Annotated in this window: 20 protein-coding genes; 4 read left to right on the top strand and 16 right to left on the bottom strand. The window is 58.9% G+C overall.

What is annotated here, in order from left to right:
* Nucleotides 1-240 precede the first annotated feature (240 nt).
* Nucleotides 241-1,470 (top strand): hypothetical protein, encoded by a 1,230-nt coding sequence (locus D3870_RS21150; RefSeq protein WP_147375924.1) that lies wholly within the window; start codon nt 241-243, stop codon nt 1,468-1,470.
* Nucleotides 1,471-1,837: 367 nt separating this feature from the next.
* On the opposite strand, the gene D3870_RS21145 is transcribed toward D3870_RS21150, so the two are convergent.
* The gene (locus D3870_RS21145) at nt 1,838-2,140 is read right to left on the bottom strand and encodes a hypothetical protein (protein ID WP_119743018.1); all 303 of its coding nucleotides are present in this window, start codon (nt 2,138-2,140) and stop codon (nt 1,838-1,840) included.
* Between the two features lie 597 nt (nt 2,141-2,737).
* Here D3870_RS21145 and D3870_RS21135 point away from each other — a divergent pair.
* Both D3870_RS21135 and D3870_RS21130 read left to right on the top strand, forming a co-directional pair.
* Nucleotides 2,738-3,301 (top strand): RNA polymerase sigma factor, encoded by a 564-nt coding sequence (locus tag D3870_RS21135; RefSeq protein WP_119743016.1) that lies wholly within the window; start codon nt 2,738-2,740, stop codon nt 3,299-3,301.
* A gap of 876 nt (nt 3,302-4,177) precedes the next feature.
* The gene (locus tag D3870_RS21130) at nt 4,178-4,741 is read left to right on the top strand and encodes an RNA polymerase sigma factor (RefSeq protein ID WP_119743015.1); all 564 of its coding nucleotides are present in this window, start codon (nt 4,178-4,180) and stop codon (nt 4,739-4,741) included.
* Nucleotides 4,742-5,038: 297 nt separating this feature from the next.
* Here D3870_RS21130 and D3870_RS21125 read toward each other — a convergent pair whose 3' ends face one another.
* The 13 genes from D3870_RS21125 to D3870_RS21070 form a co-directional block, all read right to left on the bottom strand.
* Entirely contained in the window at nt 5,039-6,490 is a 1,452-nt protein-coding gene (locus D3870_RS21125) for a class I SAM-dependent methyltransferase (protein WP_242490134.1), read from the bottom strand.
* 112 nt (nt 6,491-6,602) lie between these two features.
* Complete coding sequence (locus tag D3870_RS21120) at nt 6,603-6,767, bottom strand: hypothetical protein (RefSeq protein ID WP_199710851.1); 165 nt, start codon at nt 6,765-6,767, stop codon at nt 6,603-6,605.
* 103 nt (nt 6,768-6,870) lie between these two features.
* On the bottom strand, nt 6,871-7,053 hold the full coding sequence (locus D3870_RS22225; protein ID WP_147375921.1) for a hypothetical protein: 183 nt from the start codon (nt 7,051-7,053) through the stop codon (nt 6,871-6,873).
* Nucleotides 7,054-7,234: 181 nt separating this feature from the next.
* On the bottom strand, nt 7,235-7,525 hold the full coding sequence (locus D3870_RS21115) for a hypothetical protein (protein ID WP_147375919.1): 291 nt from the start codon (nt 7,523-7,525) through the stop codon (nt 7,235-7,237).
* Between the two features lie 218 nt (nt 7,526-7,743).
* Nucleotides 7,744-8,256: a hypothetical protein gene (locus D3870_RS22220; protein WP_147375917.1), complete on the bottom strand. Its 513-nt coding sequence runs from the start codon at nt 8,254-8,256 to the stop codon at nt 7,744-7,746.
* A gap of 161 nt (nt 8,257-8,417) precedes the next feature.
* A complete protein-coding gene (sctC, locus tag D3870_RS21105; RefSeq protein ID WP_242490133.1) occupies nt 8,418-10,403 on the bottom strand; it encodes a type III secretion system outer membrane ring subunit SctC in 1,986 nt (661 codons plus the stop codon).
* Nucleotides 10,400-10,813 (bottom strand): hypothetical protein, encoded by a 414-nt coding sequence (locus tag D3870_RS21100; protein WP_119743012.1) that lies wholly within the window; start codon nt 10,811-10,813, stop codon nt 10,400-10,402. The genes sctC and D3870_RS21100 overlap by 4 nt, the downstream gene beginning before the upstream one ends.
* 5 nt (nt 10,814-10,818) lie before the next feature.
* Nucleotides 10,819-11,061, bottom strand: coding sequence for a hypothetical protein (locus D3870_RS21095; protein WP_119743011.1), 243 nt, complete (start codon nt 11,059-11,061; stop codon nt 10,819-10,821).
* A 498-nt stretch (nt 11,062-11,559) separates the two neighbouring features.
* On the bottom strand, nt 11,560-12,303 hold the full coding sequence (locus D3870_RS21090; protein ID WP_119743010.1) for a hypothetical protein: 744 nt from the start codon (nt 12,301-12,303) through the stop codon (nt 11,560-11,562).
* A 103-nt stretch (nt 12,304-12,406) separates the two neighbouring features.
* Entirely contained in the window at nt 12,407-13,006 is a 600-nt protein-coding gene (locus D3870_RS21085) for a FliH/SctL family protein (protein ID WP_119743009.1), read from the bottom strand.
* Nucleotides 13,007-13,019: 13 nt separating this feature from the next.
* Nucleotides 13,020-13,721 carry a hypothetical protein gene (locus tag D3870_RS21080; protein WP_147375913.1) on the bottom strand — a complete coding sequence of 234 codons (702 nt, stop codon included), beginning with the start codon at nt 13,719-13,721 and terminating at the stop codon, nt 13,020-13,022.
* Between the two features lie 118 nt (nt 13,722-13,839).
* Complete coding sequence (sctJ, locus tag D3870_RS21075; RefSeq protein WP_242490132.1) at nt 13,840-14,760, bottom strand: type III secretion system inner membrane ring lipoprotein SctJ; 921 nt, start codon at nt 14,758-14,760, stop codon at nt 13,840-13,842.
* Nucleotides 14,761-14,764: 4 nt separating this feature from the next.
* Entirely contained in the window at nt 14,765-15,193 is a 429-nt protein-coding gene (locus D3870_RS21070) for an EscI/YscI/HrpB family type III secretion system inner rod protein (protein ID WP_242490131.1), read from the bottom strand.
* 235 nt (nt 15,194-15,428) lie between these two features.
* Between D3870_RS21070 and D3870_RS21065 the strand changes: the two genes are divergently transcribed.
* Complete coding sequence (locus tag D3870_RS21065) at nt 15,429-17,297, top strand: phage integrase family protein (protein WP_119743007.1); 1,869 nt, start codon at nt 15,429-15,431, stop codon at nt 17,295-17,297.
* Nucleotides 17,298-17,830: 533 nt separating this feature from the next.
* Here D3870_RS21065 and D3870_RS21060 read toward each other — a convergent pair.
* Nucleotides 17,831-18,802 (bottom strand): ParB/RepB/Spo0J family partition protein, encoded by a 972-nt coding sequence (locus D3870_RS21060; protein WP_119743006.1) that lies wholly within the window; start codon nt 18,800-18,802, stop codon nt 17,831-17,833.
* A gap of 1 nt (nt 18,803) precedes the next feature.
* A complete protein-coding gene (locus D3870_RS21055; RefSeq protein ID WP_119743200.1) occupies nt 18,804-19,979 on the bottom strand; it encodes an AAA family ATPase in 1,176 nt (391 codons plus the stop codon).
* Nucleotides 19,980-20,310: the final 331 nt, after the last annotated feature.

Raw genomic sequence — 20,310 nt, 5'->3', positions numbered from 1 at the left:
GGGGGGATTGGCTCCATCCAGAAAACGAAGGGATAGTCATTCGTCCGCACTCCGGAATGGCGATCACCCTGGACTGAACAACATTTGTTCGGCACAAGTTTTCACCAGCCAGACAGGAACTAGTGCAGCCCGTCTGCCACACATGCGCATACCGGTGAAATGCTGCGGGGCGGGATTTGTCGTTCATGCCTTCCAGTGAACCGGCTTCATCAACATCAACCCGCATATGAAGGCACGAACATGAACATCGACATCAAGCAACTGTTTGGGTCCGGATTTCTGGACTGCAAGGAATACATGAAGAACTTCTCATCGTTGATGTTCTTCCAGACACCGTCTTTTCACCCAAAGGAGGAAAATTCACTCAAATCACTGATGAAAATGATCGATGATTTGTGCCTTCCGAAGGCATTGAAAACATGGCTCAAGGACGCGCTGATGGAGGAGCACGGCGAGGCGCTGCCATCGGAAAAGGGCGCCGCCAACACCATCAAGAGCTTCCAGAAGAAGGAGCTGGGCAACGCAAAGATCTCTGTCGAGCAGATGAAGGAGATGGCCGACACCGGCAATCTGACCAAAAACGACGGCACACGCATCAAGGTTTCCGAGAAGGTGCAACGCGCCGCGCAGGCGTTCATGGCCAATGGCGGCGAACTGTTCGCGCGGGTCGAATCCGCCGGCAACGGCAAGCATGACGGCCTGCTCTCGGTCGGCGACATCGATTGCGCGAAGAAGAAACACCTGCTGTCGAACGAATGCAATGAATTCAGCTATGAATCGCTGTTTTCGCTGCCGACCTGCGAGCTTCATTCGCTTCCGGCGTGCTGGGACGATCTTCGCCCTTCCGAAAAGAGCGCTGCCAAGACGATTCAGAATCTCCAGAAGCACCATCTGGGGGGCGGCATGCTCACCGTTGAGCAGATGCAGCTGATGGCGGACACGGGCTATCTGAAGAAGCCGGACGGCTCGCTCGTCCAGATATCGGCAAAGGAACGCGCTGCGGCACAGGCGTTCATGGCCAACGGCGGCGCGCTGTTTGCGCGAATCGAGTCGATCAAGAATGGCCAGCACGATGGAAAGCTTTCCATGAGCGACATCAACGTCGCGCGCGAGAAGGGAAAGCTCTCCGGCCATCAACCATGCATCGACGATGCGCATGACGAAGACATCCACCCTCCGCTCTCCAGAAAGAAGGCGGCCAGCGCCATGCTCGACTTCATGAAAACAGAGGCCGGTTGCGCCACGCTCTCGGTGGAGCAGATGGAAGAGATCGCGGAGACAGGTTATCTGACCAAGGCGGACGGGACGAGAATCCGCGTCTCCGACAACGTCCGCAAGGCCGCGGAAAAGATCATGGAAAACGGCGGCGGATTCTTTGCGAGGCTCGAGTCTGCCGCCACTGGTGGACATGACGGCAAGCTGTCTTTCGGGGACATCGAAAAATGGATCGGGAAACAGGGACGTTCTTGAGATTTGCTGGATTCGTGATGCGCTGATTGTCGTTCCGATGAAACGGAAAATGCAATCGTCACATTGGCTTGACCGGGAGCGGAGTGGGCATGGATGCCCACTCTACCCGGGTATGTACCCGCGCGGCCTGATTCGGCAAATCGATGTTCTCCACGGCAGAATTGCGCAGGGTGGTCGGCTGTGCCCAGGCGGCTAGCCTACGCGCGAGGTACGTGCCCCGATGCACATCTACATGGATTTATGGAGGGTGCGCCGTGCGCACCAATGCGTGCGACGGCGATCATGGCGCCGCTACCGCCCTGAACCGGCACCGGATTCGCGGGGCGCAAATCATGCCTTGCGAAATATGCAGGGCACGATGAAATCATCACATTGGCCTGCGCAGGAACAGCATGGGCACTGGCGCGCCGCCGGGGTTTTTGATGACGCTTCGGAAAATCCCTATCGGCAGGGTTGGTAGTTCGATTGACGAATGGCGCAACCGGCTGACCAGGGTTCGCATGTCTGTCGAATCGGAGGATGCCATTTCGGCAAGGCATTGCTGCCAGATGAAGTTCGGTTTGCCGCTATCGCGCCGGATCAGCGCCTTGAAATTTGAGATGACGTGCGTGAATCGCAGATCGCGATTGCCCTGTCCAACCGATCGCTCGAATAGTGAGTGAGCGTGCATCGCACGCTCGCTCACTCACTAAAGGTGAATCACCGTGAGAATATCCGGCAATCAGCCCCCAATCGCTTTGGGATCTTCTTCCTTTTTCTCCGCCGGTTGACCAGCGCCGCCCAACAATGCGCCCAACACGGGTTCAGCCACTTTGCCAAGAATCGCGCCAATTGCCATGATTTTCTCCTAAAGAGTTGTTGAAGGTTGCACCGTCGAATGTGCCTTCATGGGTGGCACCGGCTTTCAATGTGGTTCCCGCCTCCTTGAAAGAATTTTCAAGAATGTCGTCCGACCCTGTCCGCACGATTTTGCATGCGGACGACAGGTCAAGCCCGGCGTCGTGCCGGAAACATCGCAAGATCCAGATTCTCGCCGGCATGACGCGATGGTACCGCTCCATTTCAGAAAGTTCGATGAACAAGCCGACCATATCAAGCCAATCGTCAAAGCCGCAAATTCCTCAACAATCCTCAATGTCTCACCAATCCTCACCAATTCGATTTTCCCCCGTTTCCGGCTGCTAACTTGCAATCACGGCAGCCGCACGCAGACAGTGAATCGCGATGCCGACATCGCAAGAGACGTCACCACAAGGGGAGAATCATCATGGCAAAGACAGCTGTTGTTGCAGCCGGAGTCACCGAGACATCGTCCGTCAATGCGTGCGGCGCGAACCAGTCCATCGATTTGAACGACCTGTTCCGCCAGCATCACCATCACCTGATCCGTTTCGTGCAGCGCTATGTGCGCAACGCCGAGGATGCCGAGGATGTCGTGCAGAACACCTTCATGGAGGCCTTGCGCTGCGCAGACAGGTTCTCCGGACTGTCGAAGCCTTCCACCTGGCTGTTCGGCATCGCGCTCAATCTCGCGCGCAACCAGGTGCGCCGCAACCTCGCCCATGGCTGCGAAGTGCTCGATGAAACGGCGCTCGAACAGCTCGTGGACACGCACAGCGATCCCGCCTTCCTGATCGAGCTGCGCCAGCTGGCCATGAAGGTCGATGCCAAGCTGAACGATCTGCCGTACGGCATCCGCGCCACTTTCGAGGCGGTGCTGGAAGGTGAATCGACCTACGAGGAAGCGGCGCAGAAACTCGACATCCCGGTCGGCACCGTGCGCTCCCGTGTATCGCGCGTGCGGGCGGCGGTGCGGGCGGAATGCGCCTGAGTCAGCGAAGCGGCCTGCACGCATTTGTCATTGAACAGGCGGTTCGGCATGGTCCGCGTCTGCAACGAGCGGGGCGCTCGTCTCGGCAATCTTGAATGCTGTTTGAGTAGTGAGAAGCATACTGGCCGATCGCATGGCTACAGGAAATGAAAGAGGTACGCGTCCCGAATTCTTTATTTCTTTGGAACTATCGAACACCGCGTCTCTACCTATGTCAGCCATCACGCAACAAATCTCATCAATCAACTTTTTGGAGGAAATCGTGCTGCAAGTATTTCTTGGTGTACTTGGTATGCTAATCCCGCCGCCACCGCCACCGCCACCGCCGCCACCACCTGATAGCGAGGGCGACCCATCGCATACCACCATTGGCGTCTAGTGAGTAACAATCACGACCGCAACTCATTGCAGCCAGGTTGAGGTCGGATTTTCTCCAGCATCGGCAACAAAGACGGCACAAGCGGACTACACAATCCGCTTGTGCCGTTTGTCTTTCAAAACACCTGCTTCGCACGATTTGATGGCCCCGATATTGGGCTCTTGTCCAAAGCGCACAATGTATCTTCCAAATGCACCGGTCTGGATGAATGCGCCCATTGCTTCGTCAGACAAGATCGCACCCGTCAGCTGCACGATCACAAGCCTTTACAAGGTGCGGCACGATATGAACAGCTTGAGTGTGATGGCAACACAGGCTGCTATCGCAGCACGCATGAAGGCCGCAAATTCCTCAACAATTCTCAATGTCTCACCAATCCTCACCAATTCGATTTCCCCCCGTTTCCGGCTGCTAACTTGCAATCACGGCAGCCGCACGCAGACAGTGAATCGCGATGCCGACATCGCAAGAGACGTCACCACAAGGGGGGAATCATCATGGCAAAGACAGCTGTTGTTGCAGCCGGAGTCACCGAGACATCGTCCGTCAATGCGTGCGGCGCGGACCGGTCCATCGATTTGAACGAGCTGTTCCGCCAGCATCGCCATCACCTGATCCGCTTCGTGCAGCGCTATGTGCGCAACGCCGAGGACGCCGAGGATGTCGTGCAGAACACCTTCATGGAGGCCTTGCGCTGCGCAGACAGGTTCTCCGGACTGTCGAAGCCTTCCACCTGGCTGTTCGGCATCGCGCTCAATCTCGCGCGCAACCAGGTGCGCCGCAACCTCGCCCATGGCTGCGAAGTGCTCGATGAAACGGCGCTCGAACAGCTCGTGGACGCGCACAGCGATCCCGCCTTCCTGATCGAGCTGCGCCAGCTGGCCATGAAGGTCGATGCCAAGCTGAACGATCTGCCGTACGGCATCCGCGCCACTTTCGAGGCGGTGCTGGAAGGTGAATCGACCTACGAGGAAGCGGCGCAGAAACTCGACATCCCGGTCGGCACCGTGCGCTCCCGTGTATCGCGCGTGCGGGCGGCGGTGCGGGCGGAATGCGCCTGAGCCAGCGAAGCGGCCTGCACGCATTTGTCTTGAACAGGCGGTTTCGGCATGGTCCGCGTCTGCAACGAGCGGGGCAAGTGCGGCATCGTCGTTTCACCATCCGGCGTGCGCTCGATCTGGCTACGCCGTGATCTTGAATCCCTCAGGAAACGCTTGCAGCAGTGAGGCATCATGTGCCGTGTCGGGGACGTGCCAACCGAAGCGCAGTTGGCGGCGCTGGAGAATACGCGGCGCACCGCGCGTGCAAGACTGCGCATCCTGGCTATCTCGATAACCAGGACATGCCTTACGCTGACATCACAGCACCTTCAGTTGACGCCAGATTGGAACGCGGCGATCGAGAATGGCCTGAACAATCACCTCCAGTTCGGCGATGCTCGCCTCCTCCGATTCAAGCGGTATTCCGTCTTTTGTGACACGCCCCCCCTTGGCCAGCATGCCCTTCCATGCGTCCATGGCAATGGCATTCACATCAATGGACTCCCGGCACATGGCGAGATACACCAGGCGCTGTACCAGTCCGGCAACGACACCGCTGCCCAACAAAGGTGAAGCAAGCGCCTGATAGCTGTCACTGCCGAGAGAATGCAATGCAATCGATTGATTCATGCGGCGCGCGGATTCGCACTCCATCGTCGCGGAGCACAGAAAAAATGGCGATGCCTGACCTGACGCAGTCAAGAGTGCTGCGATTTCAGCCAGGGTTGACAGCTTTTGAGTACGCAATTGAGGAAGTGTTGCCAGCTCCATTAAGGTTTTCGGTCCCGTTTCAAGCGCATCGAGCACCGGGATATACAGGTCGTCCCTGCCGCTCACGGCACCGATGCCGATGCCGACCTCCATGGTCGTTGTGGCGGTATCACGAAGAACCGTGAGCGCCAATCCAAGCTGTTGCAGCCACTCCGATTGCCGCGCCTGTGTCATCCGCCGGATGTCGCGCACGAATATGTCCCTGCGAAAGAGCGTGTTGCGACAAAAGTCCGTCGCAGTCTCTCGCAGGACAGGATCCGGAATCTCGTCGAGCAACCGTCGCTGTTCCGGTGTCAGATACAGATGCGGAAATGCCATTGGCAAGTCCGCCGATCCCGCATAGTCCAGCCCGGCAACACCGAAATCCCGCGCGATGTCGGCGTGATACAGCGGCTGCCAGCCTCGATTCATGTACTCATGTGCGAGGTAATCGGGATTGAGCGTCTTCAATGTCTGCAATCGATGCTCCAGATTCGGATTATCGACAAAGTAAGACGCCTTGAGATCGTGCAGCCGCTCGACGAATCGTCCTGCTTTCTGTACCTGAATGTCGCTTCGATCCGGATGTTGATCAGCATGCTCCAGCATGAGTCGTTGCAGAGGCAATGTTGAAGCCCAGCCCGGCATTGCGTTATAGCCCAGAAAAACGATGCCGCCCGGTTTCAGATAACGATCGACAAAGTTGACGATGTGCTTGCGCTGTTCCGGCACGACCCACGTATAGATTCCATGCATCGTGATGAAATCGAATTGCGGCAGGTCGGGCACGCTTCCTTCCGCCAGTTCGGCAAAGCTGCTCTCGAATAGCGTCAGGTTCTCCAGGCATGCGGCGGCGGCCAGTTTTCGTGCACTGGCCACCTGGACAGGATTGATATCGGCCGCATAGAATTTTCCTTGCGGATTACCGGCAGCGAGAATATTCGACGTAAGTCCCTGACCAAAGCCGAGCTCGAAGTAGGTAAAAGGCCTGTCAAGCGGTATCGGCTCGATCCCGTTCAATATGCAGGCAAAATTCAGATGCGCCGGGGATTGCTCACAAAAGAATCCCGCTGGGTATTCAACATCCGATACGTAACCACAATTCCGATCCATGACATGCTTCCGATATGGGTTAAAGGCTGCGCATGACGCTGCCCATGGCATGAGCCGATTCATCGGCTTCAGAAACTGATCGTGTCGGCTTGCGATGCTGTTCAAAACCCTGGTCTGCCGCAATTGCCAGAGTCTGTTGTCTTATCGCGCCTTGTCGCTGATTGCCGATGAGGCTCAGCGCCATCTCAACGATTTCCAACCTGAGGCGAAGGATGGACAAGGCAGCATCGATCGCCGCATGTCCATCATTTCCGCCACTGGTCTGGGGAATTTTTCAACTTGCCGGTTTATGCTGCATCGATGATCGATTTGGCAAGTTTGTCGAAACCCTTGATTTTCCCGATTGCGTTTTGCTGCTCCATACGCCACAGCGCAGCATCGAACGACTCCTGCGACACCCGCAACATCTTCTTTTCCTGAGCTTGCGCCATTTTGTATTGCTCGACGGCGGCACTATCATTCATCTTCACGATGTTATCCTCCCAATGAAATTTCCAGCCCCGGAATAAACGCGCTCCATTTCATGCATCCACATGGAATGAAAGCCGTTCTCCGCATTCTGCTGGATTCATGCTCCATGACCCATATGCGAACCGTTCGCCGCATCAGGATTTGACTCGGCAAATGATGCTTCATTTGCCGAGTCCGCAATTACACGCCAATAGAGTTTGCATCTCCCGATATCTTGGCTGCACCCTTCATGTTGGCCATGACGCGATTCGTTTCCATACGCATCACAGCATCCGCGAGTGATTTAGCCTCGACCCCATGAGCCGCCATCTCGGCTGCTTTAGTCAGACCCAAACTAACACCTGCACCCATATTTACCTCCATATCACGGTTGATAGACTGATATTTTTGATCGCCACATGCGTGAACGGTCATACATGAGTGACTCGCACGCGAAAAACGGTTCCGGGATTCTGAAAAATCTTTTCCCATGCTGTCCAACGCAGTGCATCGCAAGGGTTTGACCATGCAACATGGTGCTGATGCTGTTGGGCGAGTCGCCTGGCAAGGTGCATTACGGTCGTTGAAGAACAACCGACGGCCAGTTCGCTTGCCGGCATGTCGATGCGACGGAGTGTGGCTTTTCGCGCTAGTCCTGAGCGTTTTTCGCGTGGAGCCCGGGCAAACGGTCAATCAGGCTGCTGCGACTTTCAGTGAGCGGACGCCTGTCGCCACCATGCTTTGGCAAACTCCGACGTATCCAGGATGGCATCAAGGACGCCAGCTTCATCAGCCAGGTCCTTGACGGGAATGTTACGAACAACGACATGGCACCCTTCATCCGCGTGCCACAGGAATTCATATTCACCGGCACGGGGCCGCGATGCAGCGAAATGCCGGGGCAGGCGGACACTGGACTCCGGTTGTTCGCCACGAGGCAGCAAGGCGGTGATCGAGAGGTATTGCGCCTCACCACCAAGCACCACGGCCGTCCTGGTAATGACCTCGCCAAACTGGAGTTCGAGGACTGGCGCGACATGGGTCTGATCGACCTGACCGGCAAGTTCGACAAGGTCACGCAAAAAGCTGTTCATGCTCCCCGCGGAGCCATCCAGCACGCCGGCTGCATCGAAAATTTCTAGCTGCACGATTCTGGCCTTCGTTTGTCCACACGCTGTGTCAGGAGGCTGATTGCCGATGGCAATGCCAAGTAGGTATGTCATCTTACTCAAGATGGCGATATCCGGAAATGATCCTGATGATCCCGGATGACCATGCAGATGGGTAGTGCCGACATGCGCAGCAGTTCCCTTGCGATTTCAACGTCAACACCATTCTTGATCTCCGGCGACATCGGTACGTCTGCAGGCTTGACCGGGAAGAATCAAGCCGGTTTGAGCGGAACAAGCGGTGTGCCCTTGGGCCTGGCGCACTTGCGTTTGGCTGGCGCCTGTTGCGTCCCCGCGCCAATCGAGTCGGTCATCCGCAATGATGCGGGTTGCACGACAGGCGCACTGCCGGATTCCGGCCTGGGCGATGATGCTTCGCTGCGGGAGACGGGTGCCGCAGGAGTGGCCAGGGCGGCCGGCGGCATTGTTTTGCCGTCCCGCTCGTAATCGAGGTTTAACGATTCCGGCAGTCTCGTCACTCCACTATTGTCTTCCTTGATCACCTTCTGCCCTACCCTGGAAACCTTGGAACGGGTCGGCGCAGGTGTGCCGGTCGAGCCGGTCAGACGCGGGGTGATAAGGAACAGGCGTTCACGGGTGCTGTGATTCTCGGTGGTGCTGCGGAACAGGTTGCCGACCACCGGCACATCGCCCAACAGCGGCACCTTTTGCAGATTATTCGTCACGGATTCCGCGTGATACCCGCCAATCATCAGGGTTTGCTGCATATCGACAATGGCCTGCGTGCTGATGGTTGAGCGCGTCACACCGGATTTCAGGCTGGGATCGTTCAGCGCGCCATCCTCGATGTCCACTTCCAGCCGCACCCGGGTGTTGTCGCCTTCGTGCACGATACGCGGCACGACGCGCAGCATGGTGCCGGCACTCACGCTGGCCAGATCGGCAACGCGCTCGCCAACCAGGGACACATAGGCAGTTTGACTCAGGTCGAGAACAGCAGCCACGTTATCGAGCGTCAGCACGGTCGGCTTTGCCAGTACATGTGCCTGACCGCGGCCTTCGAGCGCCTTCAGTCGGGCGTAAAAGCGGGCCGCGTTGCTGATCAGGAGCGTCGCACCGGGCAACGGCAGGTCGGTTCCCAGCGAATCCGCCATCGTGCTGTTCATGGTCGCGACGGTATTGCCGCTGCGAACGCTCCATTCAACGCCCAGCTCGGACAATTGGCTGCGATCGATATCGACGATCAATGCTTCGATCTCGACCTGTTGCGGTTCGACGTCCAGTTCCGCAATCAGCGCCTTGTACATCTCGCGCTTGTTGACGTTGTCGTAAATCATGATTGCATTGAGCGCCGGGTTGGCTTCAATGCGCGGATGATCGTCTCGCGCTGCCTTCCTGGCTTTGGCCGCACGCTCGTTGCCGCCGTCATCCTCGCTGTCGCGGGCGGCCCGCACCTTGGACGACGCACCATAGGTGTCAACCTCTTGCGCCATGCCCCTGCCGGTTTTTTCTTCGCGCGAACGCTTGCCGCTTGCCGCATCGAACTTGCCGTGGCCACTGCTCAACTTTTCCGGCGATTCCGGGCCAAGCAGCAGGCCGTTCAGAATGCTCTTGACGCCCGGGATGGTCTCGGATTGCCCGCGCGTATTGATCACACGGTCGGTAGCGCTTGCATACTTCAAGCGAAACAACATGATTTGCTTGCCCTTCTGCACTTCCTTTTCCTTGCTGGGCATCAGCACGCCGCGCGCCAGGTCCACATAGGCACGCGGGCCGCTGACGATCACCACGCCTTCGTCCGGCAGTTCACCCCAGCCGAACCGGCTGTCGAACAGGCCCAGACCGATCAGCGCCGCCTTCGCATCCTGCACCGCATCCTCGCCCACCTCCAGACGCATGGAGGTGTTGTCGTCGCGCGGCACGACATGCAGCGTGTCGTTGTAGACAAACCAGCGAAACTTGTATTCCTGCGCCAGCCGATCCATGAATTCGGTGCCGCTGTCAGCCTTCAGGCGCCCCCTCACCATCCTGCCGTCGCTCACGCTGCTGGCAAGGCGCACGCCATAAGTGCGGCCGAATTCATTGAGCACGTCGCGCAAGGACATGCCGTTGGCGTTGATGGACAGTCCGGTATCCTTCCAGCCGGAAGGCGTTGCCGCCTTTGCCGCCGGGGTCCATAGCAGGGAACAGGCAACCAGGATGACGGTCAGCCAGCGTTTCATGTCGAAAGTATTCATCATTTGACCCCTGCGAAGAGCATGCGTAGACGTTGTTCGTTGCGATCGACGATCTGGCTCGCCGGCCCGGGTTCTTCCGGTGTGAGCGCCGCGCGCCACATGCTCAATTGATTCAGAATGTTTTCCAGCGGCTCTGCGGCGTCCGACCAGCCGCTCACGTGCGGCAACCATTGCGTCAACACCAGTGCGCTGCCATCGGGTGTCTGCCCCAGGCCGGCATCAAACCGCATCGCGCTGTTGAACCCGAGCTTCAGCGCATCTTGCAGCTGAACCTGCGTATAAGACTGGATCAAATGCGCGCCCAGCTCCGCGCCAGACGCGCACACCTTCAAGTAGACTGACTCGCCGTCTATTTCGACCGGTTCATCAAGCGGCTGCTCCTGCAGCCATTGCTCGATTTCGTCAATTTCCATGATGCTTACTTTGTCTCGTTCAAGACGGTTTTCATCGGCTTTTCAAACAGCTTGAATTGCGCCTGCAAAGCCTGCTGCGCTGTCGCCTGCTTCTCAAGCAGCTGCATGAATTCTGCGGGGTCGGGTCTTTCGCCATTCATCTGGCGCTCCATGAAATGGTCAATCTGACCGATCGTGCCGTCGAGCTTGTCGTTCGCGCGGCGCAACGCATGCATGGACTGGCTGCTGGTGCTGTAGGTATCCGACATGATGTGTCCTCATTGTTCCAAGTTGTTCTGAACCAAGAACGCCGTGTTGCGCTGGCATTCCTACATGAGTGACACGAGACGGGGATGAGTTCGCAATGACGCTGTCTATTTTTGCCGATGGAGATGTCACCGGACATCGGCCGCAAATCGTGGTTTGGATTGATGCCGTCGCAGCCGGGATGACCGGCGGGGCTGGAGGAGTGCGGCTGCCGCGCAGACGGACCATCCGGGCGGATGGCAGCGTATCCGCGAGAGGAAGATACGCATGGCAGCTTGTCGAAAGCGTGGCGAGCGGGCCGACTCCTGGCCGGGTAGCGTGCCCGCGGAGCAGTGCTCCGCGAATTCCCCGTTCCGCCCTGCGGATGATGCATCGGGCGTCGCCGGGCAAAAGACAGCCCGCGCGGCAGCTTTTCAACAACCTGTCAATGCATGGTGATGCAGGTAAGGGCTTGCGCCGGATCGAGAATCCGGAGTCCTGGCGCGAAGCTGGCACAACAATCAGTTACCGATTCTGCCCCAATCTTCAATCATCTTTGCGATGAATTTTATGTTGTCCATGATCCTTTTGGTCTCCAGTCTTTCCAAGGCTTCATCCGCCGCCTTCATTTCCGTCTCGTGCATTTTCGCTTTCTTCTGCCGAAGTGCCTCCAGATGCTCTTCGTGCGACATGTCTTGACCTTCAACGTTCGGCTTTTCCTTTTCCGAATGAGACGATATCTCCGCATGCCGCTGCGTCCGCGGTGGCGGTGGCGGTGGCGCGGTCCTGCGCGGAGGTGTCGGATTGGCGAGCTGTTTAAGCTTTTCAATATCCTGCTTCTGCTCTGCCGTCATTTTTTGAGGATCGACATCCTTGTAGTGATCCAGGATAGCCTTCGCAAATTTCGGTATTAGCTGTTCGTTCAGGAACGCGTTCCGTGCCTTCAAGTCGCCCTTCTCCATTTGAGCAAGCGGAGCAAGCCATTCTGCCTTCGCATGCGCCATTAAAGCGGCGTTGCCCAAAAGCTCTTTTAGCGGATCAGCACGGGATGAACCAGGATCCGACGCCTTATTCTTTAACTGCTCGAGCTGGGTACGCAAGCGCGCCCCCAATGCCTGGCCCTGCTTGGCCCTGGATTCTGCCGACGCAGTCGTGGTGATTCCAGGTTCTGATGACGACGCCTGCCGCTTCTTGCTCGTCTCCGACGTATCGCTCAAGTCAATCAGCGGCATTTCGTTATGCTTCACAGCACCGATATCAGGCATATTTCCCCCAAAAAAGTTCAGCCCTTTGCGACCGCAAACGGGCAATGTCGATTGTTATTTGCGTCTCAATACTGGCAAGCGAAGACGACAGCCTGCCACACCCCTACTCCTCGATCGGCGTCTCCGCCACGCGCGCAAATGCCGATGTCAACGCCGCAATCGCCGCGCCGAAATCCGCGCACCATTCCCCGCTCGCCGCCTCCAGCCGGCAGCTCCCCGGCATCAAGGAGGCATCGACCTTCACCTCCCACTCCACTTCAGGCAGCAGTTCCGCATCGTCCGGATGTACCCGCAGCATTGGATCGACCAGCTTCGGCGGCGCTTCCTGCAAGATGCGCTTCAACGCGGCCTCCAGCTTTTCCCGCGGCGTCGCCTCCAGCACCAGCCGGTCGAACAATCCCTTCGCCAGTTCGATGATGAGGTCTTCCGCCTGCTGCAGGAAGGTGGCGTTCGCCTGTTCCAGCGCCTTGATCAGGGCATCGGCGCGTTGCAGGGTCTGCGTTTCGGCTTCCTGCACCAGCCGCGCGGCTTCCATGCGGGCGTCCCGCAGCAGCGCATCCGCATCGGCCTGTGCGCTGTCGCGGATGCGTTGCGCTGCCTCGCGTGCATCCGCGGTGACGGCGAATGCGGCAATGCGCAGCACGCCGTGATCGGGGCGCAGGCTGTCGTCCTGGGTGATCGTGTCGAGGCAAAAAGCTGTCATGGTGCGTCCGTGTTCAGTTCAGGTCGTATTCGATTTCTTCGAGGTTGTCTGTGTGTTCCGCTTGCGCTGCTTGCGCTGCTTGCGCTGCATATTCGCCGCACGTTTCTTCTTCGTCTTGCGCCTGCACGGCGGCGCGCGATGCGGCGGTTTCCGCCCGGTCCTGGCACAGTGCCCAGCATCGTTGCGCACGCGTTGCGCTCGGCTCCGACGGCGCGCGATTTGCCGCGGCAAGCCGGGTTTCCAGATGGGCCGCAAGTTCCGGCGCCAGCAGGAGCCGCAGGCGCGACCACAGACCGGGAAAACCGTTGTCGAGCCGTCGCGCGATTTCGCACAGTCCGCGCAGTTCGATCGGATCGTCGTCGGCGAAGACTTCGCGGCAGCCGATCAGGGGCTGGGTGGCGGCGATGCTGACGCACCACTTGCGGTCGTCGAATCCCAGTTGGTCCAGTACCGCGGTGTCGTGCTGTCTTGCGGCGATCAGTCCGGCAAAGAGCCGTGCTGCTCCGACCAGTTCCGCCGCGCTGTCGGCGGCGGCGATTTGCCAATCCGGGTCGAATTGTCCGGGCAGGTCCGGCGCCACGCGGGCCTGTTCGCACCAGATCCGGTAGCCGTCGCGCCGCCCCGCCCGGGCGGCGGCGGGATGCAGCGCCGGGACTGCGCTTTCCGCGCATATCCAGGGTTCGAACCACCAGTCGATGAATTCGCTCGAAAGCATGTCGTTTTCCTTTGGCTGCCTCATGCCGATACGTTCAAGGGCATTGCTCGATCGCGCGATGCGATGTTTCGCCATTCGTTTTCAATCGCGGCTGTGTCGCGGCATGCACGGCCGTTCCTCAGTTCGATGGCTGCGGTGCAGCCGGTGCCGGCGTCTGCGGCGCGGCTTCGTCATCCGTCTTCAGCGGCAAGGCTTTGCCGAAACGCTTGCGCATCCAGTCGGCGGTCTTCGGATGCAGCTGCAGTATCACGAACAGCATGGCCAGCAGCACCAGCGCGAACACGGCGATGATGCCGGTGAAGGTGCCGATCAGGCTGCCGGCGGAATCGGCCATGACATGGAACGGCCCGACCGTGGTCCATTCCACCGCCGGTGCGGTGAGTTCGCTGGCCGCGAGCACGACCGAGACCTTGCTGCGCCCTTCTTCGCCGGACAGGCCGGGAATGCTGGAGGCGACCAGCTTGCGCACGCGCGGCACGACCATGTCTTCGTCCAGCGGCGGGACGTATTTGATGAACACGGCCGCGGAAGACGGCATGATCGGCTCGCCTGGCGCGACGCGCTCGGGCAGGACGACGTGTACCCGGGCGTGCACGACGTGATCGAACTGCTGCAAGGTGTATTCCAGCTCCGAAGAGAGGCCGTGGATGTAGCGCACCCGTTCTTCCAGCGGCGTGGAGATCATCCCTTCTTTCTTGAAGACCTGGCCGAGATTGGAGAGGTTGCGGCGCGGCAGGCCGGCCGCGTTCAATGCCTCGGTGGCGCGCGAGATGTCGGTGTCCTTGACCGACAGCGCGACGCCTTCCTTGGTGGTCCGCTTCTGGGCATCGATGCCGTGGCGATTCAGGACCGTCACCATTTCGTTCGCATCGACATCCTTGAGGCCGGACTGCAGGTCTACGACCTTGCCGCAGGCGCACAGGAGACTGAGCAGCAACAGGGCGGAGAGCCGTCCCATCGTCATCGGCATGAGCCGCGAACGGGTCGCGATGCGCGCCGCGACCGGGTGGCGTGGAGGCAGGAACAGGGGCGCGGTCATGGCGTTATTGGAGCTTGGTGAGTTGATCAACGGAGGACGTCGCCTTGGATACCGTCTTGGCGACTGTCTGCACCCGGATCGAATAGTCGTTGAGCGCCATCATCGCCTTCATCAGCTGCATCGAGTCGCCGGTGCGGGTGGCGGTTTCGAGGAGCTTGGAGACGTATTTCTGGTCCTTGTTGATCTCGGTCGCGAGGTTGGTGGCGCGTGCCGCCATCTTCTGTCCGAGCGACCCGTTGTTGTCGGTGCCGGTGGCTTGCACGCCGCCGGTGCCGGCGTTCATGTGCCGTTCGAGCGCGGCGCGGAACTGCGCGCCATCGGCCGCGCCGGCACCGTGGCTTTCGATCGACTGGATGTCCAGATGAAGGCGGCTGGTCGAGGCGCCACCGGCGGAAATGCTGGTAGCGGGAGAGATTGCGGTGATGTCGCTCACGTCGGCTCCTGAAGAGTTTTGGGTTCCTAACTGCTCATGGGTGGCAGGCACCGTTGCAAAGTTCCATTGCACCGTGCATGCGGAGATTGGCTGGCGCATGCGTGCCGCCGCACGCATACCCGTGAATACCGACACCTCCGATGTTAATAATCAATAGTGGTATTTATTATGCGAAAATGATGTCTGCAAGAAACTTGTAAAAACTTTTTCCAATACTTTCAACGACTTGGCGAACATGCGGAACTTCGAAGGATGGCGCGGGACTGTCGTGACGCGTGTTGCCGCCAACCATCTGGCGTTCCTGCGGGGATATCTGGAAGGGCTGGATCTCGCCGCGCTGTCCGCGCGTTATCTGGAAACGGCGGTGGCTCCGGATCCGGAACTGCGGGTTGCGAAGGCGACCTTGCGCTGGATACGTGCGGAATTGATGGTGACGGCCCGCCGTCGCGGGCATTTCCCGGATGCGCGGCTCATCCTGATCGAGCCCGAGGCATTGCGGCAATCCGCGCGCAGGGCCATTCCGAGTCTGGAGGAGTTCCGCGAGCAACGCGATCCGCACGAGCTGTACACCGAAGCGGAACTGATCGAGATTTTTCACGAAGAGTTCGGCGACGGCGCAGCGAATGACCGTCGCTCCCTGCGCAATGAACGGCTGCGGCGCAGACAGCTGAATGCGCTGCTGGAACTCGAAAAGCTGCTTGGCGCGCCGCCGGCAATGGGGGATCAGGTTGCCGGTTGGCTGGCGCCGACCCTGGCAAGGCGGCTGCATTCTGCCGGCTTGACGACCCTTGCCGACCTGGTGACGGCAATCAATGGCAGGGGTTTTCGCTGGTGGATTCATGTCCCGCGCGTCGGCAAGACGGCTGCCGCGCAAGTGGTCGCCTGGCTCAAGACCGAATCGGTGGCGCAGGCGCTCGGCGTACCGCTCGGGATTCAGGCAAGCGTCAAGGCAAACGAGGTTCCAACGGAGTTACTCAGGGCGAATCGGGCGGCACAAACGGCCATCGTGCCGCTGGAACACCTGCACTTGACGCGCGATCTCGATGGTTCGGAAGGGATGAACCGCGGTACGCAATGCCGGATTCAGGCGGACAACGACATTGCCGCAATTTACGCATGGCTGGCCCTCAAGCCGGCGCACGGCAGCACGTGGCGCTCCTATCGCAAGGAGGCGGAGCGGTTTCTGCTGTGGGCGGTGATTGAGCGCCGGCGTCCGCTCTCCTCCATTTCTGCCGCAGATTGCCTCGCCTATCGGGATTTTCTGGGCCGGATAGATAAGCGAAAGGTGGACGATTGGCCATTCCGGGTGCCGGCCGTTCGCTGGTGTGCCCCTCGCGGAACGAAGCGATGGAGCGAATTGTGGCGACCGTTCGAGGGCGCGCTGTCGCCCCGGAGCCGCGATCAGGCCTTCACGATCCTGTCCTCACTGTGCGATTGGCTGACGCGGCAAGACTATCTCGCCGCGAATCCGTGGTCAGACGTGCCACGGCAGGATTCCCTGTCCCATCGGAGTGCACCGGAGCGCGGCTTGCCGGAATTCCACTGGAATCTCCTGCAGGATTTCCTGGAATCCCGGCCTAGGGATGCAAAGTCCGAGCGCTTGCGGTTTGTGCTGGCACTGTGCCGAGAAACGGGACTGCGCGCTTCCGAACTTGTTCATGCAACGGTTGGGGCCTTGCATTGCAGCGCACAAGCCGGTGATGCCGAGGGAGCATGGCTCCTGAATACGATCACGGGGCGGCAAGTCCCTGTTTCCCGTGCGTTGCTGGCGTCCCTTGACCGTTATCTGGCGCACCGCGGATTGATCGATCGTTCGAATTGTTCAGGCCTGGTTTGCCTGATCGCACGCTTGCCGGCCTGCCGCAATCCGCGTCCGGCAAGGCGGACGGATGGCCCTGAGTTGTCGACGAATGCGCTGTATCAGCTGCTGAAGCAGTTTTTCCACGAAGCTGCCGCAGTACAGGAGGCGCAATATGCGTTATCGCGTGACGGAGATGCAAGGGGAAGCGAAGGCGAAACGCGCGCAGGATATGCCCTTGCCATGCAGACACGACGGGCAAGTACAGAGTGGCTGCGCCGCACTTGCAGCAAGACGAAAGCCTGAAATACGGACACCAAATAATTGCGCACGGAATCAGGTGAGAGGTTTTGGGAATAATCATTTGGCGCCTTGCTTTTCGAGGTGAGAAGTTTTGGGATGGATCGGAACACCCCTGGCCCTGCTTGCATTAGAGCGGTTGTCATCACGCTCAGGGTGAGAAGATTTGGGAGCATTGCCGCCGAAGCTTGAGGCACCCCCAGCCCGACAACATTGAAGTTGTACCGTACAACTTCGTCCGCTGATTTTCATTCGAACGTAGTCGCCAAAACGCCCTTCCCTGTCATTCCGAACACAGCGAGAGCCCAGTCGAAACGCATGTAGTTGAGATTCCTCGTTGCGCTCGGAATGACAGGATGAAGGAGATCAAACTGCTGCCCTACTTTCCTTGCGGGGGTGCATAGAAGACTTGCACCTTCAAGTTGGTCCACTTCGCCAACACAGCGAGCCAGACAGCGCCAGGCGCCATACCTGACAGTCAATAAAAAAGGGGAGTTGTACCGTACAACTCCCCCTCCTCTGTCCACCGCTGAATCAGATCAACCCTTCAACCACTCCTCCAGAATCCATTTCAATTCCTGCACCCTGTCCACTCCGACCGCGCCCTTGGCGAAGCGGATCGACACGTCATCGCCGTTGTGCGTAATGGTCGCCCTCACTTCCCCATCGATCGTGATTTCCGTAGCGCCCGCCTTCGCCGGCGTACCAACCAGTGCGTCGAACACGCCCTTTGCCGACAATCCATCCTGCCGCTTCTCCTTCAACATCTTCGCCCGCAGCAGCACAGCAGCCTGATCCGCCTTCAAGGCTTCGGCCAGCGGCTTGGCCCAGCGGTACTGCAAATCCAGCGGCGAGGAAAAAGCATCGACCATGCTGCTGTCCAAGGTCGCCAACTTGAGCGCCTTGCTCAGGTTGCCTGCGTCGATGCCGAGTTCCTTCGCCAATTGTTCCTGCGACGCAAAGAGCTTCTCGTCCAATGCGCGGCGATACATCATGCCCTGCTCCCATGGCGACAGATCGAGCCGCGCCCGGTTTTCCCGGTCCATCTCCTTGAACAGTTCCGCGTCGCTGACCTCCTCCACCATCGCCAGCACCGGCAAGCCGAGTTCCAGGCAGGCGCGATGCCGGCGGTGGCCGAAGACTATTTCATACAGATCGTCCTGCCCTTTCACCGGCCGCACCTTGATCGGCTGCACATTGCCCTGCGCATTGGCGATCTCATCCTTTAGCGCGATGAAGTCGGCCGTGTCGAAATTCTGCGCGCTGCGGTTGGCCCAATGCGAGGCGACTATCTTCTCCGGCGCAATCAGCCGCACCGGCAATGCGCCGTCGAACTGCTTCAAACGGTCCTCGAGTTCCGCCACCTTCGCATTGCTCTCCTTCATCAGGCTGTTGACCATCAGCATCTGACCCGGCCCGGTGCGCAAGGGGCTCTGCACCGCGCCCGGTTCCCCCTTGGCCGGCACCACCAGGCCTTCCATCTTCTTGCTCAAGCGATCCTTTATCGACATGTCATTCTCCTTCGCTCAATTGGGATGCCCATGAATTGCGAATCGACACTTCCACCAGATCGGTCACGCGGTCGTAGGCGTCGCGCGCCCGGCTGTAGGTCTTGGCGCTGCCTTCATAGCGGTTGATGTCGTAGACTGTGCCGAATTCCGCCGAACTCGAGGAGGTCACCGCCGTCTTCGGGATTTCCACCGGCAACACCTTTTCCGCATACGTGGCCGAGATCCAGGAGCGCACCACATCGCTCGCGACGTCGCCGGAATCGACCCGCGCCAGCAGCACGTGGATGAAATCGAAGGTCTTCGTGATGCCGGCATTGATCACCAGGTTCGAGGCCAGATCGCTGAACAGGCTCCAGAACTGCGCCGAGCTGGCGAAGTCCAGCGCGTTCGGCGGCAGCGGCACGATCAGCGCATCGGAGGCCATGAAGGCATTGATCGTCACATAGGACAGGGAAGGCGGGGTGTCGATGATGATCACGTCGTAATCGTCGCGCACGTCTTCCAGCCCGAGATTGATCACGTTCCAGAACTGGAATTCGGGATCCTTCATCTGGCGCGAGGGCAGCACGAATTCGGCGGAAAACAGGCTGGACGACGCCGCCACCAGGTCCACCCCTTGCCAGTAGGTCGGTTGAATCGATGAGCGGATGGACGTGGTATCGCCATAGACCAGCGGGGCGATGGTTTGCTGCTCGCTCACTTCGGTGTCGGGCATGATGCCGAACAAGGTCGTCAGGGATCCCTGCGGATCGGCGTCGATCACCAGCACCCTGTGGCCGCGCAGACTGAGGCCCTGCGCCAGCACCATCGCGGTCGTGGTCTTGCTCACGCCACCCTTGAAGTTGCCGATCGAAATCGTCACGGCGCGCGCGCCTTCCGGCCGCAGATGTTCGGCCCGGTAACTCTGGATCCAGGCGCGTGCTTCTTCCAGCGTGAATTCGCGCCGCGAGCCCTTCTCGTTCAACTGGCCAGACGGCAGGTCGCCCTTGCTCACGCGGTACGAGACCTGACCCTTGTCGATCCCGCACAGGGTCGCCAGTTGCGTCAAGGTAAATACCGGCGAACTCTTGGCCGCATTCGGTTGTAACATGCGGGAGCGAATCTGGTTGACCATCTGGGTCGCTCGTTCGGCCTGATCAACGATATCGCTGATCTGGATCTTCTGTGCCTCGTTCATTTTGTGAATCATCGGTTCCCCGCAGGTTTTTCAAAGTGCAATCATTTTACGTCAATAGCGTTGTTGGCCAAAAAAGAAAATTCCCCGAATTTTCTGGAATTCTCTCTTTTCCGTAAAAATCTTGCGCTTTGCCTGCTGTTGTCGCCGGCATTTCCACGTTCAGCGGCTGAAAAATATATATTTTCTATAAGCTCTATAAGAACTAAAGGGAGCACTTATTCCTTGCAAATCAAGTACTTGCGTTGTTTCCGGTGAGAACTTTTGGTGCTTTGGGTGAGAGCTTTTGGGAGCATGGGCGAGAGCTTTTGGTGACTCGAGTGAGCAAATCTGG

The sequence above is a fragment of the Noviherbaspirillum cavernae genome, assembly GCF_003590875.1.
Lineage (GTDB): Bacteria > Pseudomonadota > Gammaproteobacteria > Burkholderiales > Burkholderiaceae_D > Noviherbaspirillum > Noviherbaspirillum cavernae.
This window is presented reverse-complemented; position numbering and strand designations above follow the sequence as displayed.

What these genes read in the sequence shown, in the direction of transcription:
- D3870_RS21090 (WP_119743010.1), bottom strand. Translation starts at nt 12,303, where the DNA reads ATGCCTGATATCGGTGCTGTGAAGCATAACGAAATGCCGCTGATTGAC.
- sctJ (WP_242490132.1), bottom strand. Translation starts at nt 14,760, where the DNA reads ATGACCGCGCCCCTGTTCCTGCCTCCACGCCACCCGGTCGCGGCGCGC.
- sctC (WP_242490133.1), bottom strand. Translation starts at nt 10,403, where the DNA reads ATGATGAATACTTTCGACATGAAACGCTGGCTGACCGTCATCCTGGTT.
- D3870_RS21150 (WP_147375924.1), top strand. Translation starts at nt 241, where the DNA reads ATGAACATCGACATCAAGCAACTGTTTGGGTCCGGATTTCTGGACTGC.
- D3870_RS21055 (WP_119743200.1), bottom strand. Translation starts at nt 19,979, where the DNA reads ATGAACGAGGCACAGAAGATCCAGATCAGCGATATCGTTGATCAGGCC.
- D3870_RS21135 (WP_119743016.1), top strand. Translation starts at nt 2,738, where the DNA reads ATGGCAAAGACAGCTGTTGTTGCAGCCGGAGTCACCGAGACATCGTCC.
- D3870_RS21130 (WP_119743015.1), top strand. Translation starts at nt 4,178, where the DNA reads ATGGCAAAGACAGCTGTTGTTGCAGCCGGAGTCACCGAGACATCGTCC.
- D3870_RS21100 (WP_119743012.1), bottom strand. Translation starts at nt 10,813, where the DNA reads ATGGAAATTGACGAAATCGAGCAATGGCTGCAGGAGCAGCCGCTTGAT.
- D3870_RS21085 (WP_119743009.1), bottom strand. Translation starts at nt 13,006, where the DNA reads ATGACAGCTTTTTGCCTCGACACGATCACCCAGGACGACAGCCTGCGC.
- D3870_RS21145 (WP_119743018.1), bottom strand. Translation starts at nt 2,140, where the DNA reads ATGCACGCTCACTCACTATTCGAGCGATCGGTTGGACAGGGCAATCGC.
- D3870_RS21065 (WP_119743007.1), top strand. Translation starts at nt 15,429, where the DNA reads ATGCGGAACTTCGAAGGATGGCGCGGGACTGTCGTGACGCGTGTTGCC.
- D3870_RS21120 (WP_199710851.1), bottom strand. Translation starts at nt 6,767, where the DNA reads ATGGCGCTGAGCCTCATCGGCAATCAGCGACAAGGCGCGATAAGACAA.
- D3870_RS22220 (WP_147375917.1), bottom strand. Translation starts at nt 8,256, where the DNA reads ATGACATACCTACTTGGCATTGCCATCGGCAATCAGCCTCCTGACACA.
- D3870_RS21080 (WP_147375913.1), bottom strand. Translation starts at nt 13,721, where the DNA reads ATGCTTTCGAGCGAATTCATCGACTGGTGGTTCGAACCCTGGATATGC.
- D3870_RS21060 (WP_119743006.1), bottom strand. Translation starts at nt 18,802, where the DNA reads ATGTCGATAAAGGATCGCTTGAGCAAGAAGATGGAAGGCCTGGTGGTG.
- D3870_RS21095 (WP_119743011.1), bottom strand. Translation starts at nt 11,061, where the DNA reads ATGTCGGATACCTACAGCACCAGCAGCCAGTCCATGCATGCGTTGCGC.
- D3870_RS21115 (WP_147375919.1), bottom strand. Translation starts at nt 7,525, where the DNA reads ATGGGAAAAGATTTTTCAGAATCCCGGAACCGTTTTTCGCGTGCGAGT.